Genomic DNA, 15,434 nt, shown 5'->3' on the forward strand with positions numbered 1-15,434 from the left:
AACCACACCGTGAACGTCGGGGTCGATCCCTCCACCACGGCGGGCCACCAGGCGGCCGTGCGCTATTACGAGCTTCGGCGCCCGCTCCCTGCGGGAGCGTTCTCGGTGACGGAGGCGGCCACCTTCTCTCCTGACTCGGAGAACCGCTGGATGGGAAGCGCCGCCCAGGACCGCCAGGGAGATATCGCCGTCGGGTACAGCGTCTCGAGCACTTCGATCTTTCCTTCGATCCGATGGGCCGGGCGGCTGGCCACCGATCCTCCCAACGGTCTGTTCCAGGGGGAGGCGGTGCTGGTGGCCGGGACCGGCTCGCAACGTGTCACAACGGGACGATGGGGCGACTACAGCGCCATGGCGGTGGACCCTTCGGACGATTGCACTTTCTGGTACACCAACGAGTACTACACCCTGGCCAGCCAGCAGTCCTCGACGAGCGGCTGGCTCACCCGGATTGGAAGCTTCAAATTTCCGAGCTGCGCCCCCGCGCCCGTGGGGACTCTCGCGGGGACCGTCACCCGCTGCGACACGGGGACGCCGATTGCTGAAGCTTCGGTCCAGGTCCCGGGAGGCTACTTCCGTAGCACCTCCTCCTCCGGAAGCTTCTCGATGACGCTCCCTCAGGGAACCTACGAGATCACCGCCAGCCGCCCCTTGCTCGCGTCGGCTACCTTGTCGGGTCTGCTCGTGGTGGGAGGCCAGGCGACGGACGCCAGCCTCTGCCTCGCGCCCGCCGCCGTGATCGTGCCGCATGCCATACCGACGTTCGAGGCCGAAAGCTGCGCTCCCGCGAACGGCGGAGCCGATCCAGGCGAAACGCTTTCCGCCCTCTTCGCGCTCGACAATCTGGGGACGGGAGCCACTTCGGACCTCGTCGCCATACTGCTATCGACGGGAGGCGTGATCTCCACGGCCCCGGCCCAGTCCTACGGCTCGATTCTTCCCGGCGGTCCGGCCGTGAGAAGGACCTTCTCGTTCCGTGTCGATCCGGCGCTCGGCTGCGGGGAATCGATCGTCGCGACGCTCGAGCTGCGGGACGGAGCCGAAGATCTGGGCACGGTCTCCTTCCCAATCTCTCTCGGAGATATCTTCCGGGAAGGCTTCGACGACGTGACAGCGCCCGCTCTGCCGCCGGGCTGGACCGTCTCCACCTTGGGAACAGGGCTGCTTCCCTGGAGCACGACCAGAACCAGCAGCTTCTTCGTCTCGCCCCCCAACGGCGCCGGCGTCCTGAGCTCCGCCGCCGTCTCGGAAAGCCGCCTCGATTCCCCGGTGATCACCATTCCCTCGGTGACGACACGGCTGAGCTTCAGGAGCAGTTTCAGCCTGCAGGCCAACCGCGACGGCGGGGTGCTGGAGATTAGCCTCGACGGCGGGCCCTTCACCGACATCCTCGCGAGCGGCGGGCATTTCCTCGAAGGGGGATACAACGGGTTCATCACGACAGGCTTCTCGAGCCCTATCGCGGGGCGCGATGCCTGGACGGGTACCCCCGTCACTGGCTCACAGTTCTTTCTCACGAGGGTCGAGCTCCCCGCTTCGGCGTCCGGACACGGCATCAGGCTGCGTTGGCGGGCCGCGTTCGACGCTTCCGGCTCTGCGGCCGGCGCCGGATGGAGGATCGACGACGTGAAGCTTTCGATTCTGACCTGCTGCGGGGCACAGATTGCCGGAGCGCCTCCCCCCTCGGTGCAGGAGGAGAGCTGCGCTCCCTCAAACGGCGCCCCCGATCCCGACGAGACGATCGTCGTCGGATTCCCGTTGCGCAATGTCGGAGACCAGGCGACGACCGACTTGACGGCGACGCTTCTGGCCGGAGGCGGAGTCCTCGCCCCGGGCCCGGCGCAATCCTACGGATCGCTCGTTCCGGGCGGAGAGAGCGTCGAGCGCAGCTTCCGATTCGTGCCTTCGGGTGAGTGCGGCGGGCCGATCGACGCGACGCTCGAGCTTCATGACGGCGCCGTCGATCTCGGCCGGCGGTCGTTCCATCTCGCTCTCGGGTCGGCGGAAACCGTCTTCTCGGAGGGTTTCGACTCCGTCGGGGCGCCCGCGCTCCCCGCGGGGTGGATCGCGACGCGCCCCCTTGGAGCCACGCCGCCGCTGTGGGCCACCGGGTTTGACTCGGTCTCTCTTCCGAACAGCGCCTTCACGCTCGGCTCGACGACCGCTTCCGACAATCGCCTCGATTCTCCGGTCATCCCGGTCGCCGCGGGCGGGGCCTTCGCGGAGCTGAGCTTCCGCAACAAGTACAACTTCGAGCCGGGCTACGACGGCGGGGTCCTGGAGATCAGCATCGGCGGGGCCGCGTTCATGGACATTCTGGAGGCCGGGGGAAGCTTTCTCGAGGGGGGATACAACCGGCTCATCGCCGTGGGGAGTGGAAATCCTCTCGCCGGCCGGCAAGGCTGGAGCGGGACCCGCTCCGAGGCGTCGCCCGGATTCATCACGACCCGGTTGCGGCTACCTGGCTCCGTCTTGGGGCAGACGATCCAGATTCGCTGGAGGGCCGGCTTCGACGCTGCTGCCTCACCCGGTGCCGCGATCTGGAGAATCGACGATGTGCTGTTGACGTTGACGCGCTGCTGCAGCCAGCCCTGCGCTCTCGCCTGTCCCGATGACATGTCGGCCGCGAATGCACCCGGTCTGTGCGGAAGCGAGGTCTCCTATCCGGCGCCCGACGTGAGCGGCTCCTGCGGTGTGGTCGATTCGAGCCCCTCCTCGGGCTCGTTTTTCCCGGTTGGGGATACCCAGGTCGACGTCTCGGGAACCGCGGGGGGTGCCTGCAGCTTCCAGGTCACGGTGCGGGATGTCGAGGCGCCGACCTTGACTGTGGGCGCGCTACCCTCGATCCTCTGGCCGCCGAACCACCAGATGATCGACGCTCATGCGACCTGGAGCGCCTCGGACAACTGCCCCGGGGTGCAGGTCCAGCTCGACTCCGTGACGAGCAGCGAGCCTGACGACGCGCAGGGCAACGGTGACGGAAACACGAGCGGAGACACCCAAGGCGCTTCACCCGGGTCGACCGATGCGGATGTCTCCATCCGGGCCGAGCGGAACGGGGATGGCGCGGGTCGAACGTACAACCTGGCTTATTCGGCAATCGACGCCGCCGGCAACGTGACGACGAGCAGCGCCACCGTTTTCGTTCCGCACGACCAAAGCGGCGTGATCGATCCCTTGTCCTTGACGCTGATGCCTCAAGGGCCTTCGACGCTCCTCTCCTGGAGCACGGTGATCGGCGCCGCATCCTACAGCCTGATCCGAGGGAACGCCGCCAACTTGAGCGAGGGGTCCCAGGTCATCGACCTCGGCCCCGTGACCTGCCTGGTCCACGGTTCCGGAACGAGCATCATGGAGCCCGAAGGCTCCACGATCCCGCTGCCCGGCCAGGTCTTCTTCTACCTGGTCGCCTACCATGACAGCATGGGAAGCTCGTACGGAAGCCCCAGCGCGAGCAAGCCCCGAGTTCCTCTCTCGGGAAGCTGCGAGTAAACCGTCTCAATCTGTTTTTTGAAGTGAGAGCCAGGCGGCTTCACGCGGCCCCCCGAGCAATGGTAGGGTATCGGCTTCCCAGCAAGGCAGAAGAGAGCGGTTCGCGGGCTTTGGGCGTCGAGGGCTGAATCGCGCTTACAGGGGAGGGGAGGATGTATCCGTTACTCGGGAGAAGGTCGGCGTTCCTGGTCCTTCTCATGGTTCTCGCAGCGGGGGGAGTGCGCGGCGCCGCGTCCTCCTCGGGACCCATCGAGCTGTCGGTCGACGCGTCGGAAGTCCCGCGCAAGATCCTGCACGTCAAGATGTCCATGGCCATCGGGGATCCCAACGTCCGGCTGCTCTACCCCAAGTGGATCCCGGGAGAGCACGGCCCGACCGGACCCATCAAGGACGTGACCGGCATCAAGGTCACTGTCCAAGGGAAACCGGTCCGCTGGTCGCACGTCAGCGAGGACGTGAACACGCTTCAAATCGAAGCGCCCTCCGGAGCCGGCCGGCTCGAGGTGGCGTTCGACACGATCCTGCCCCCCTCGTCTGTCGAAGGCTTCAGCTCGGCCGCCTCCTCGACCGACGATCTCCTGGTCCTGGCCTGGAACCAGGTCCTGCTATATCCGGCCGGGAGCTCGATTTCCCAGCTCAAGTACAAGGCAAACCTGACGCTGCCGGAAGGGTGGAAGCTGGCCACGGCGCTGCCGATTGCCACGCATTCCGGCCGCACCACGCGCTTCGGAGAGGTGACGCTCGAGACTTTGGTGGACTCGCCCGTGCTGTGCGGCGTGCACATGCGGGAGATTCCCCTGGGCGTCGTGGGCGGCGTGCCGCACTTCGTGGAGATGGCCGCCGACAGCGAAGCAGCCCTGGAGCCGAAGCACGAGACACGCGAGTCGTGGGGACGCCTGGTCCGGGAGGGGCAGGCGCTGTTCGGCGCGCGCCACTACAACTCCTACCGGTTCCTGCTCACGTTGAGCGACGGCGTCGCGCACTTCGGACTGGAGCACCACGAGTCGAGCGACGACCGCACGAAGGAGCGCATGCTGCTGGATGAGGAGCTGACCAAATCGAGCGCCACCCTCCTGCCGCACGAGTACGTCCACTCCTGGAACGGCAAGTACCGCCGGCCGGAGCCGATGGTCACCGACGACTTCCAGGGACCGCTCGACACCTCGATGCTGTGGGTCTACGAGGGGCTGACGCAGTATCTCGGGCAGATCCTGACGGCCCGCAGCGGCCTGTGGACCCAGGAGGACTTCCGCGACAAGCTGGCGCTGATCGCCGAGTGGGCCGCCAACCAGACGGGTCGGGCCTGGCGCCCGCTGGAGGACACGGCGCTGTCGGCGCAGCTGCTGTTCGAGGCGCGCGACGACTGGGAGTCCTGGCGCCGCGGCACCGATTTCTACGACGAGTCGGTCCTCATCTGGCTCGACGCCGACACCCTCATCCGCGAGAAGACCGGCGGGAAGAAATCGCTCACCGATTTCTGCCGACTGTTCCATGGGGGCGCGAGCGGCGCTCCCCAGGTCCGCCCCTACACCTTCGAGGATCTGGTCGCCACGCTGGACGAAGTGATGCCGTACGACTGGAGCAGCTTCCTGAGACAACGGGTCGAATCGACCTCCCCCTACCCGCCGCTGGAGGGCCTGACGCGCAGCGGCTGGCGGCTGATTTACGCCAAGGAGCCTTCGGAGGTGCAGAAGGACTACGACGCGTCGCGCAAAGAGGTCGACCTCACCGCGTCGCTCGGCCTGGTGATCCGCGAGGACGGGACGATCAAGGACATGATCATGAGCAAGCCCGCCTACAAGGCGGGGCTGGGACCCGGCATGAAGATCATCGCGGTGAACGGCATGCGCTATTCGAAGGACCGGATTCGCGAGGCGGTCGCTGAGAGCTCCGGGTCGGACCATCCGATAGATCTGGTGGTCGAAAACGGCGAGGCCATCAAGTCCTACCGTGTCGATTACAAGGACGGCGCGAAGTATCCCCGCCTCGAGCGGATTCCCGGGAAGAAGGATCTGCTGTCGCAGATCACCGAAAGCCGAGCCTCTTGAGCGACCGCCCCACGCCGGGCTCCGCGGGGATTCCCGAGCCGGGGACCGTCTCGCCGGCCATCCGTCTGGGCGGAGCCCTGACGCAGCCTTCGGCGGCTTCAGGCCGGGCGCTGGGGCTGTGGACCTGCGTCGCCCTGGTCGCCGGCAACATGATCGGCTCGGGGATCTTCCTGCTCCCCGCGTCGCTGGCGCCCTACGGCGGCATCAGCATCGTCGGCTGGCTGATTACGGCGGCCGGCTCCCTCTGCCTGGCGCAGGTCTATCGCAGCCTGAGCCGGCGCGACCCGCGCGCCGGCGGTCCGTACGCCTACACGCGCCAGGCCTTCGGAGATCTGGCGGGTTTCCTGACGGCGTGGGGCTACTGGATCTCGATCCTCGCGACCAACGCCGCCGTGGCGGTGGCTTTCATCAGCTATCTGACCGTCTTCTTCCCGTCGCTGGCCACGAGCCCGGCGCTCTCGGCCGTGGCGGCCCTCGGCACGGTCTGGGCGCTCACCGGGATCAACGCCGTCGGAGTCCGCGCCGGCGGCGCGGTGCAGCTGGTGACGACCGTTCTCAAGATCCTGCCCCTGGCGGCGCTCGCGATCTTCGGCTGGCTGCGCTTCGACCCGTCGCATTTCGTGCCTTTCAATCCGAGCGGCAAGGGAACCTTTGCAGCCGCGACCGCCACCGTCTCTCTGACGCTGTGGGCTTTTCTCGGCCTGGAATCGGCGACCATTCCGGCGAACGAGGTGCGCGACGCGCGGCGGACGATTCCCCGGGCGACGATCCTGGGAACCTCGCTGACGGCCATCCTTTACATCGCGAGCACGGTCGCCGTGATGGGGTTGATCGCGCCGTCGCAGCTGGCCTCGTCGACAGCGCCGCTGGCGGAGGCTGCCACGCTGCTGGCCGGGAGCTGGGCCGGCTACGCCGTCGGCATCGGCGCGGCGATCTCCTGCTTCGGGGCGCTCAACGGCTGGATTCTGATGCAGGGCCAGATTCCCCTCGCCATGGCGGCCGACGGACTGTTTCCGGCGATCTTCGGGCGGGTATCGAAGCGGGGAACTCCGGTCGCGGGGCTGGTCATCTCCAGCCTGCTGATCACGTTTCTGGTCGCAGCCAACTACACGCGCAAGCTCGTCGAGCTGTTTACCTTCTCGATCCTGCTGGCGACGCTGACCTGTCTGGTGCCGTATCTCTTTTCAGCAGCGGCCGAATGGGTCATCCTCCGGCGAGAAGGTGTCGAAGGAGGACTGCGGAAGTCAGCCCCGACCGCCATCGCGCTTCTGGCCTTCCTCTACTCCTTCTGGGCCATCGCCGGCGCCGGCCAGGAAACGGTCTACTGGGGATTCCTCCTCCTCATCGCCGGCCTCCCGGTCTACGTCTGGGTCCGCCGCGCGAACCGCCTCACTGCCTAGATTCTGAAACGATCGATCAGGTCCTCCAGCATCCTCCCTTCGTCGGTCAGCTTGTATTCTGAATCGAATCCAACTCTTGCCTGGTAATAGGTGAGTGAATCACCAAACTCTTTGGCCATCTCGCGCGGAATGAAAAGGCAATACGTGCCCGGGGTGACCTTCCGAGCCTCTTCCAGAGCTCGCACGAGTGTGTCAGGAAACAGGGTTGCCAGGCTTCGAAGGTACTCGAACTGTCTCGCCTTGAGATGAATATCCATTTGTAGAGATGAAGGACTGCTACCTGCGGCTAGCAGCAGATGGAACAACAGTAACTGGGCCTTGCCAGTTCATGTTGAGGAGATTGTCTGATTCACTGCTGCTTCTTTCGAGGTGCAAAACGATTCCTCGGCTCGCGAACGCCCACGGCACGAGCGTCTCGAAAGACACGGATTACCTTCACCGGATCCCAGCTCCGAGCTTTTCGGCAAGCTCGTCCATGCCGCGGCTTGCCGCTTCCATTTCACGGTGACGTTGCTCCTCTTCGCGCGAACGCGTCATAACTTCTCTCCTGAACGGGGATTACAAACTATACACGACGGATTGTCTTCACAACCCCAGATAGCGGATCTCGGGAATGGGAAGAGGATGTCAGCGGAGGGTTTCGACGGGGTTGGCTTCGGAAACGCGGCGGGAGGAGGCCTTGCGGCCGTTGCGGGCGAGGAGACGGCCGATGAAGCGGCCGGTGGCAGAGCGATCGACGCGGGAGATTTGCTCGGGAGTGCCTTCGGCAATCACCTCGCCACCGCCGTCGCCGCCTTCGGGGCCCAGGTCGATGATGTGATCGGCGGTCTTGATCACGTCGAGGTTGTGCTCGATCACCACGACGGTGTTGCCCCCTTCCACCAGCGAGTTCAAGACGCCCAGCAGCTTCTTGATGTCCTCGAAGTGCAAACCGGTGGTCGGCTCGTCCAGGACGTAGAACGTGCGCCCGGTGCTGCGGCGCGACAGCTCTTTGGAGAGCTTGATGCGCTGCGCTTCGCCGCCCGAAAGCGTCGTGGCCGACTGCCCCAGCTTGATATAGCCCAGACCGACCGCCGCAAGCGTCTCCAGCTTGGAGGCGATGGAAGTCACCGGCTTGTAGAACTCCAGCGCTTCGGTCACCGACATCTCCAGGACCTCGGCGATGGTCTTCCCCTTGTAGCGGATCTCCAGGGTCTCGCGGTTGTAGCGGTGTCCTTTGCATTCCTCGCAGGTCACGTAGAGGTCGGGCAGGAAGTGCATCTCGATCTTGATGATGCCGTCCCCCTCGCACGCCTCGCAGCGCCCTCCCTTGACGTTGAACGAGTAGCGGCCGGGAAGATAGCCGCGGGCGCGCGACTCCGGGACGTTGGAGAACATCTCGCGGATCGGCGTGAACAGACCGGTGTAGGTGGCCGGGTTCGAGCGCGGTGTCCGGCCGATGGGGGATTGATCGATGTCGATCACCTTGTCGATCTGCTCGGCGCCCAGCAGCCGCCGGTGTTTTCCCGGCCGGTCCAGCGTCTTGTAGAGCTTCTTCGACAGCGCTTTGTAGAGGACCTCGTTGACCAGCGTGCTCTTGCCCGAGCCGGAGACGCCGGTCACGGCGGTGAGCATCCCGAGCGGGAAGCGCACATCGATTCGCTTCAGATTGTTCTCCTCCGCCCCCTCGATGACGATGGCGCGGCCGTCGGAGATGCGGCGGCGCGACGGAATCTCGATGCGCAGCCGGCCCGAAAGGTACTTGCCGGTGAGGGAGTCGGGGGATTTCTCGATTTCGGCGGGAGTCCCCTGGGCTACCACCCGTCCGCCGTCGGCCCCCGCGCCCGGACCCAGATCGACCACATGGTCGGCCGAGCGGATCGTCTCCTCGTCGTGCTCCACGACGATGACGGTGTTCCCCAGATCGCGCATCGAGCACAGGGTGTCCAGCAGCTTGCGGTTGTCGCGCTGGTGCAGCCCGATGGAGGGCTCGTCCAGCACGTAGAGCACTCCCGTCAGGCGAGAGCCGATCTGCGTCGCCAGCCGGATCCGCTGGCCTTCGCCGCCCGAGAGCGTCGCCGCGGTCCGATCGAGCGTCAAGTAGCCAAGGCCGACATTCTCCAGGAAGCCGAGCCGCTCGCGGATCTCCTTCAGGACGCGGTGCGCGATGAAGCGCTCCTTCTCGTTCAAGGGAAGCGTCGCGAAGGCCTCGAGGGCCTTCTGGATCGTCAGCGACGTGTAATCGGTGATGCTCTTCCCCGACAGCTTCACCGCCAGGCTCTCCGGCTTCAGCCGCTTGCCGCCGCAGACGGTGCAGGGGTGCATCGACATGTAGGCCTCGATCGCCTCGCGGATGCCGGGCGAGGAGGTCTCCCGGTAGCGCCGCATCAGGTTCGGGACGATCCCTTCATAGGCGCGCCGGAAGTAGTAGCGGTTGCGGTTCTCGACGTATTCGAAGTCGAGCTCCTTGCTGCCGGTCCCATGGAGCAGCAGGTCCTGGATTTTCTTCGGAAGCTCCTGCCAGGGTGAGCGCGGGTTGAACTTGTGGATCTTCGACAGCGCGGTCGCCGCCATCTTGAGCATCGAGGTGGAAAAGCCGAAGGTCCACTCGACGCATCCTTCCAGGATCGACTTCGCGGGGTCGGGGATGATCTTGCCGGGATCGATCTCCATGCGCGCGCCGAGTCCGTCGCATTCGGGGCAGGCGCCATAGGGTGAGTTGAAGGAAAAGGCGCGCGGCGCCAGGTCGGGGACCGAGATGCCGCAATGGGTGCAGGCCAGCTTCTCCGAGAAGAGCAGGTCCTTGCCCGCGTCGGGCAGGTTGACCATCGCCAGCCCCTCGGCGAGCTGCAGGGCCGTCTCCATCGAATCGGTCAGCCGCGTCTTGATCTCTTCCTTCAGGACGAGGCGGTCGACGACCACCTCGATGCTGTGCTTGCGCTTCTTGTCCAGATCGATGTCGTCGGACAGCTCCACCACCTTGCCGTCGATGCGCGCCCGGACGAAACCCTTGCTCATCATCGCCTGGAGGTCTTTCTTGTATTCCCCCTTGCGTCCCCGGACGATGGGTGAGAGGACCATCAGGCGCGTGCCGGCCGGCATCGCCAGCACCTGGTCGACGATCTGCTGTACCGTCTGGAAGGAGATGGCCCGGCCGCAGCGATGGCAGTGGGGTACGCCGACGCGCGCAAACAGCAGGCGCAGGTAGTCGTAGATCTCGGTGACCGTCCCAACGGTCGAGCGCGGGTTGCGGCTGGTGGTCTTCTGCTCGATGGAGATGGCGGGAGAGAGCCCCTCGATCAGCTCGACCTCGGGCTTCTCCATCTGTTCCAGGAACTGGCGGGCGTAGGCGGAGAGCGACTCGACGTAGCGCCGCTGCCCTTCGGCGTAGATCGTGTCGAAGGCGAGGGACGATTTGCCCGACCCGGACAGGCCCGTGACCACGATGAGCCGGTTCCGGGGAAGGGTCAGGTCGATGTGCTTCAGGTTGTGCTCGGAAGCACCCTTGATGACGATGAATTCCTGCGGCATCCGCGTCTTATAGCACCCGGTTTCGAAGAGAGTCAAACCGCCGGGAAGAGCCCTGGATTCCCCCGAATCCGGGGAATTCCTTGGCGAACAAGGGCTTTGGAGACACGCCGATGCCGGGGGCAGCGCCTCAACCGGATTTCGGGGCGGGGTAACGCCAAAGGGTCGTCCCGGCATCTGATAGGATGCCCCGATGTCCAAGAAGGTGCTGATTTTCCTGGTCTCCCCCCATAAGATCTGGGACCTGGATCCCAAATACCCGAAACTGCTGAGCGAGCGCTTCCCCGAGCTCGACGTGGTCGCGGCGCGCGACAAGGAGGAATCGCTGCGGCACCTGCCCGAGGCGGAGATCCTCTACGGCTGGTCCCTCCCCGAGAAGCACTTTCCCCTGGCGCGCTGCTTGAAGTGGATTCACATCCCCTCGGCCGGTGTGGAGGATTCTCTCTACCGGGCCCTGGTCGAATCTCGGATACGGATCACCTGCTCGCGCGGCATCTCCTCGGCGGCGCTGGCGGATCATGCCTTCGGGATGGTCCTGGCCTTCTCGCGCGGCCTGGCGGTGGCAATCCGAGACGGGAGCACGAAGTGGATCCGGACGCACTTCTTCGACGCCGATCCGATGCCGGTGGAGCTGGACGGGAAGACACTGGGCATTCTAGGGTTCGGGAGCATCGGCAGGGAGCTGGCGCGCCGCGGCCGGGCCTTCGGGATGCGGGTGCACGCCTTGAAGCGGCACCGGGTCGAGGAGGAGCCGCTTGCCGATCGGGTCTTCTCTCCCAGGGAGATGGAGGCGTTCCTGGCCTCGGCCGATTATCTGGCCGTAACCCTCCCGCTCACTTCCGAAACGCGCGGGATCCTGGACGAGAAGAGGCTGGCGGCGATGAAGCCCACGGCGGTCCTGGTGAATATCGCGCGGGGCGGGCTCGTCCGGGAGGCGGCGCTGATCGAAGCCCTGCAATCGGGACGCCTGGCCGGCGCGGGGCTGGACGTCTTCGAGCAGGAGCCGCTGCCGGCCGATTCACCTCTTTACCGCATGCCCAACGTGGTCCTGACGCCGCACATCGGCGGGCTCCATCCCAACTACCTCGATAGGGCCACATCCCTGTTCATCGTCAACCTCGGCCGCTACCTCAAAGGCGAGACGCTCCTCCACGAGGTCGACAAGAAAGCAGGCTATTAGTGTCGCGAATCAGAAATAACTGCCCTTACAGCCGACCGGCCAGAAGACGGCCGGCGGCTGAACGGCAGTCGGTAACCGTTCGGCCGGCGAGCCTCCTGCTTCGCTGACACTTCTTTCTACGATCAGGGAGAGGACGGTCCGGAGGCAGTCCTTGGAATGTCCCGATGATCGTGAGGAACGATAACTGTTCCGGTGGCGCTCGACTGGTTGCCGGCGGCGTCGGTCGAGGTGTAGGTCACGAGATAGGCGGCGCCCTGCTTGGAAGATGACTTCACCGCGCGCAGCTGGAAGGCGAAATCGGCAGTCCCCAGCTCGGCGCCGCTCACGTTGCTCGTGGACGATCGGTTGGCTCGGGAGGCGGGCCCACCGCTTTGAATCGAAGCCAGCTTCACCTCGACTCTTCCCCCGCATGCGTCGGTCGCCTGGACACGGGCGATCACGTCCACCATCTTGTTGTTGGCGGGCCACAGCAGATGCGGTGTGAGGTCGACGGTGAGCGTCGGGGCCACGGTGTCGGCGACCGTCACGATGATCTCGTCGGTGGCATGGGTCCCCGCGGGATCGGCCACGCGCAGTGTGATGTGGTGAGCGCCGAGCCCCAGGGTCGCGTGAAGCGTCACGCCCGTGCCGAGAAGCCTCTGGCCAGGCTGCCCGAAATCCTCGAACCATTCGAAAGTGGAGATGCTTCCGCTGGACGTCGATCCATCGAGCATCACCTCCGCCCCGTCGGGACCCGCGCACTCGATATCCATGTCCTCGCCGGCGTGTGCAGCGAGCGATCCGCCGGCCCCGGCTCCGAGGCTGAGGTCGACGATGATGTCACCGCGCGCGAAGGCGACGTCTGGCCAACCATCCCGGTTGAAGTCATCGATGATGACCCCTCCGGGGTTTGAGGCCAGACGGGCAAACTGCCTGAGGCCGTCGAAGGTCCCGTCGCCGGTCCCGAACAGGATTGTCGATGCGTCGCCAAGCAGGTCTCGGTGCCCGTCCTGGTCGAAATCAGCCGTTCTCAGGATGCTGGAATTCAGGTCATGGCGGGATTCCGCCCCGAACGTTCCGTCACCCATTCCGAGCAGGATTGAGACTGTCCCCTGGCCGTCGACGCATGGAAGCAGTACCGCGGGACAGATTATCGGCCCGCTGGCATGACCTGCGGCCAGGTCCGGCAAGCTGTCCTCGTTGAAATCGGCGATCGTCAAAGAGGTCAGGTGAGAGCCGGCAACAAAGGAACCGCCGGTTGCAAAGGTGCCGTCGCCGAGTCCCGGGAAGATGGTGACGCTCCGGCTGTCCGGGTAGGCCACCGCGATATCCTGCCGTCCGTCGGCATCGAAATCGCCGACGGCGGCGGCCGAGGGATTCAACGGGCGGATGACGTCGCTCACATCGAAGGTCCCGTCCGAATCCCCGAGCAGGACCAGCATCTGGCCGGCATGGGTCCGAAACGCGATCAGGTCGGTCCTGCCATCCGCGCTGAAATTGCCGGTCACCAGAGTATCGGGAGCGAAGCTGATCATGGTTTCCACTCGCGGCGCGAAGTTTCCGTCGCCCAGGCCTCGGGCCATGAACACGGATGTGCCGGGAGGAGTGGAGTAGGCAAGGTCGGTCTTGCCATCGCCGTCGAAGTCGCCCGAGACGAGACTCGCGATTCCCAGCTCGGAGGGAATCTCGTATTCAGGATCGAAGGTGCCGTCCACTCTTCCTGGAAGGATGGCGATGGACGCTGCCCTCGTGTCGGCGCTGGCCAGGTCGGTCAAGCCATCACCGTTGAAATCATCGCCGGCAAGGATGGAGTCAGCACGGTTTTCCGTTACGTAGGCGCGGGGGCCCGGGTGTGCAAGACGGTCGCTGAGCAGGAGCATCACGACGTCGCCGCCTGGTTTGTCGGTACCCGCCAAATCGAGAGATCCATCGCCGTTGAAGTCGGCGACGGCTCCTCCACCCAGGTGCGGGTAGTAGGACCGCTGGATATCCAGGGGCCCGGTAATCGGTGTGAAAGGTACGAGCGGATCGAAGGTCCCATCGCCGTGACTGAACAGCACGCCCACCGAGGTCACGAGATCCGTCAGGCCATCGCCATTGAAATCGGATGCTTCCAGCCAAGGGGACGCGGCGAACCCCGTCTCGATGCTGATGACGACTTGTTGCAGAATGCCGCCCTCCCCGTCTCCCAGGAGCTCGGATACCAGCTGCCTGCGAGGGTCGCTTGTCACCAGATCGGGCTTTCCGTCACGGTTGAAATCCTGGGAGAGGACGGAGGTTCCCCCTGACGGCTCCACCAGCAACCCCGTTCCCTCGCCCGGCAAGACCGGAGGGTCGAACTGGCCGTGGCCGTTGCCGAACAGCACGGCTGCCCCGCTGCCAATCGCGGCGATCAGGATGTCGGGAGAGCCGTCGACGTTGAAGTCGGCGACGGCAAGTGAATAGGCGTCTGCTCCCGCGGGGAAAAGGGTCTCGGGCTGAAAGGTCCCGTCTCCCTGGCCGAGAAACACCGCGACGGACGGGGTGGCGCTGGCGACCGCCAGATCCGGAACCCCGTCGAGGTTCAGATCGGCCACCGTCACGAAGCTGGGAGAGATTTCGGTGACCGCGTAGGTGTTGTCCAGGACGAAGCTTCCATTCCCCGCGCCGAGGAAAACCAGGAGAGCATTGGGATTGTAGGTCACGACGAGATCCGTCTTGCCGTCGGCGTTCAGATCAGCCGCGGCGGCGTAAGTGGGATGGCCGAACAGGTCGATGGCGATCCGTCGCTCAGGCTCGAACTCGCCATCCCCGCGGCCCAACAGAATCGAGAGATCGTTGGAGACCGAGTTGGCGGTCACGAGGTCGCTTTTGCCGTCGCCGTTGAAATCGGCCGTCGCCACGCTTGCCGGACCCAGCCCGACAGGAAAGACAGGGTCGGGGAACAGAGGGGCGCCGCTGAGGACGCCCGTCCCGGGCAATAAGAGGAAGCCTGCAATCAAGAGGGGTCGAATCGAAAGGTGGACGAGCCCGAGGGACGGGTGGTGATTCATCCCAAATTCCTTTACGTGAACTCGAGCGTTTTCTGCGGAATGCCCCGACGAGCGTTCTGCATAGCCTGTGGAGAATATACGCTCAGGGGAATCGAGCGGCGCAAAAAAGGCGACCTACCGCGGGTATTGAGCAGCACCAAGCCGGGAACCCGGCTGTCGGAAGCCGAGTGTCACCCCCCTGTCACACAAACCCGTGAACCCTCTCATAACGTCTTGCGTACACAAGAGAAAGTCTGAATTTGACGCAGCAGCCGTCGACGGACGGCATTTGGGGAGCATGACCATGAGACCGCAGCCCGAACTTCCGCAGGCAGGAATGAAGTGGAAGAAGCTCGGCATTTTCAGCCGCAGATTCGAGCTGTGCAGGGAAGACCAGCGCTTCGGAAGCCTCGAGTGGCAAAGCGTGCTCGGCAGCCAGGCTCGAGGCGAAATCCTCGGGTCGGTCTGGAGCTTCCGTCGTCATGGACTCCTGAAGGCGATGGTGACGCTGAGAAGGCCCGGAACCGAAGCGGCTGCAGGGATTTTCCGGTATGGCTGGAGCGGCGACGGGCTTCTGGAGCTGGAGGACGGCCGGCGTTATCAATGGAAGCGTCTCAGCTTCTGGGGCTGCCGTTGGGTTTTCCTCGACCATGCCGGGAACGAAAAGGTCCGCTTCCGTCTGGAAGGATTCCTCCATGGCTGCGCCACCGTCGAGCTGGCCGATGAGCGGGACGGCGACGTTCCGATCCTCGTGTTGCTCGGCTGGTATCTGAGGGTCCTGGCGGAGGGGGACGCGGCCGTGGTCGCGGCGTAGTGC

8 protein-coding genes are annotated in these 15,434 nt (G+C 65.1%); 5 read left to right on the top strand and 3 right to left on the bottom strand.

Annotation, left to right across the window (positions count from 1 at the left end):
* The 3 genes from VFW45_12810 to VFW45_12820 all read left to right on the top strand — a co-directional run.
* Positions 1-3,492 (top strand): carboxypeptidase regulatory-like domain-containing protein (locus VFW45_12810; GenBank protein HEU5181663.1); only part of this gene is annotated, 3,492 nt, incomplete at its 5' end.
* Between the two features lie 152 nt (positions 3,493-3,644).
* Positions 3,645-5,540, top strand: a complete 1,896-nt coding sequence (locus tag VFW45_12815) for a M61 family peptidase (protein HEU5181664.1) — start codon at positions 3,645-3,647, stop codon at positions 5,538-5,540.
* A complete protein-coding gene (locus VFW45_12820; protein ID HEU5181665.1) occupies positions 5,537-6,940 on the top strand; it encodes an amino acid permease in 1,404 nt (467 codons plus the stop codon). Before VFW45_12815 ends, VFW45_12820 begins: the two co-directional genes overlap by 4 nt.
* Here VFW45_12820 and VFW45_12825 read toward each other — a convergent pair.
* Complete coding sequence (locus VFW45_12825) at positions 6,937-7,245, bottom strand: hypothetical protein (protein ID HEU5181666.1); 309 nt, start codon at positions 7,243-7,245, stop codon at positions 6,937-6,939. The genes VFW45_12820 and VFW45_12825 overlap by 4 nt on opposite strands.
* 322 nt (positions 7,246-7,567) lie before the next feature.
* Positions 7,568-10,450, bottom strand: coding sequence for an excinuclease ABC subunit UvrA (gene uvrA, locus VFW45_12830; GenBank protein ID HEU5181667.1), 2,883 nt, complete (start codon positions 10,448-10,450; stop codon positions 7,568-7,570).
* A gap of 190 nt (positions 10,451-10,640) precedes the next feature.
* Here uvrA and VFW45_12835 point away from each other — a divergent pair, with 190 nt between their 5' ends.
* A complete protein-coding gene (locus VFW45_12835; protein ID HEU5181668.1) occupies positions 10,641-11,627 on the top strand; it encodes a D-2-hydroxyacid dehydrogenase in 987 nt (328 codons plus the stop codon).
* Positions 11,628-11,749: 122 nt separating this feature from the next.
* On the opposite strand, the gene VFW45_12840 is transcribed toward VFW45_12835, so the two are convergent.
* A complete protein-coding gene (locus VFW45_12840) occupies positions 11,750-14,638 on the bottom strand; it encodes a VCBS repeat-containing protein (GenBank protein HEU5181669.1) in 2,889 nt (962 codons plus the stop codon).
* 283 nt (positions 14,639-14,921) lie between these two features.
* On the opposite strand from VFW45_12840, the gene VFW45_12845 reads away from it, so the two are divergent.
* A complete protein-coding gene (locus VFW45_12845) occupies positions 14,922-15,431 on the top strand; it encodes a hypothetical protein (protein HEU5181670.1) in 510 nt (169 codons plus the stop codon).
* The last annotated feature ends 3 nt before the right edge of the window (positions 15,432-15,434 follow it).

Source organism: Candidatus Polarisedimenticolia bacterium (genome assembly GCA_035764505.1).
Taxonomy (GTDB): domain Bacteria; phylum Acidobacteriota; class Polarisedimenticolia; order Gp22-AA2; family AA152; genus AA152.

Excerpts from the sequence above, each read along its gene's own strand:
- uvrA (HEU5181667.1), bottom strand. The coding sequence starts at position 10,450 with ATGCCGCAGGAATTCATCGTCATCAAGGGTGCTTCCGAGCACAACCTG.
- VFW45_12815 (HEU5181664.1), top strand. The coding sequence starts at position 3,645 with ATGTATCCGTTACTCGGGAGAAGGTCGGCGTTCCTGGTCCTTCTCATG.
- VFW45_12835 (HEU5181668.1), top strand. The coding sequence starts at position 10,641 with ATGTCCAAGAAGGTGCTGATTTTCCTGGTCTCCCCCCATAAGATCTGG.
- VFW45_12840 (HEU5181669.1), bottom strand. The coding sequence starts at position 14,638 with ATGAATCACCACCCGTCCCTCGGGCTCGTCCACCTTTCGATTCGACCC.
- VFW45_12845 (HEU5181670.1), top strand. The coding sequence starts at position 14,922 with ATGAGACCGCAGCCCGAACTTCCGCAGGCAGGAATGAAGTGGAAGAAG.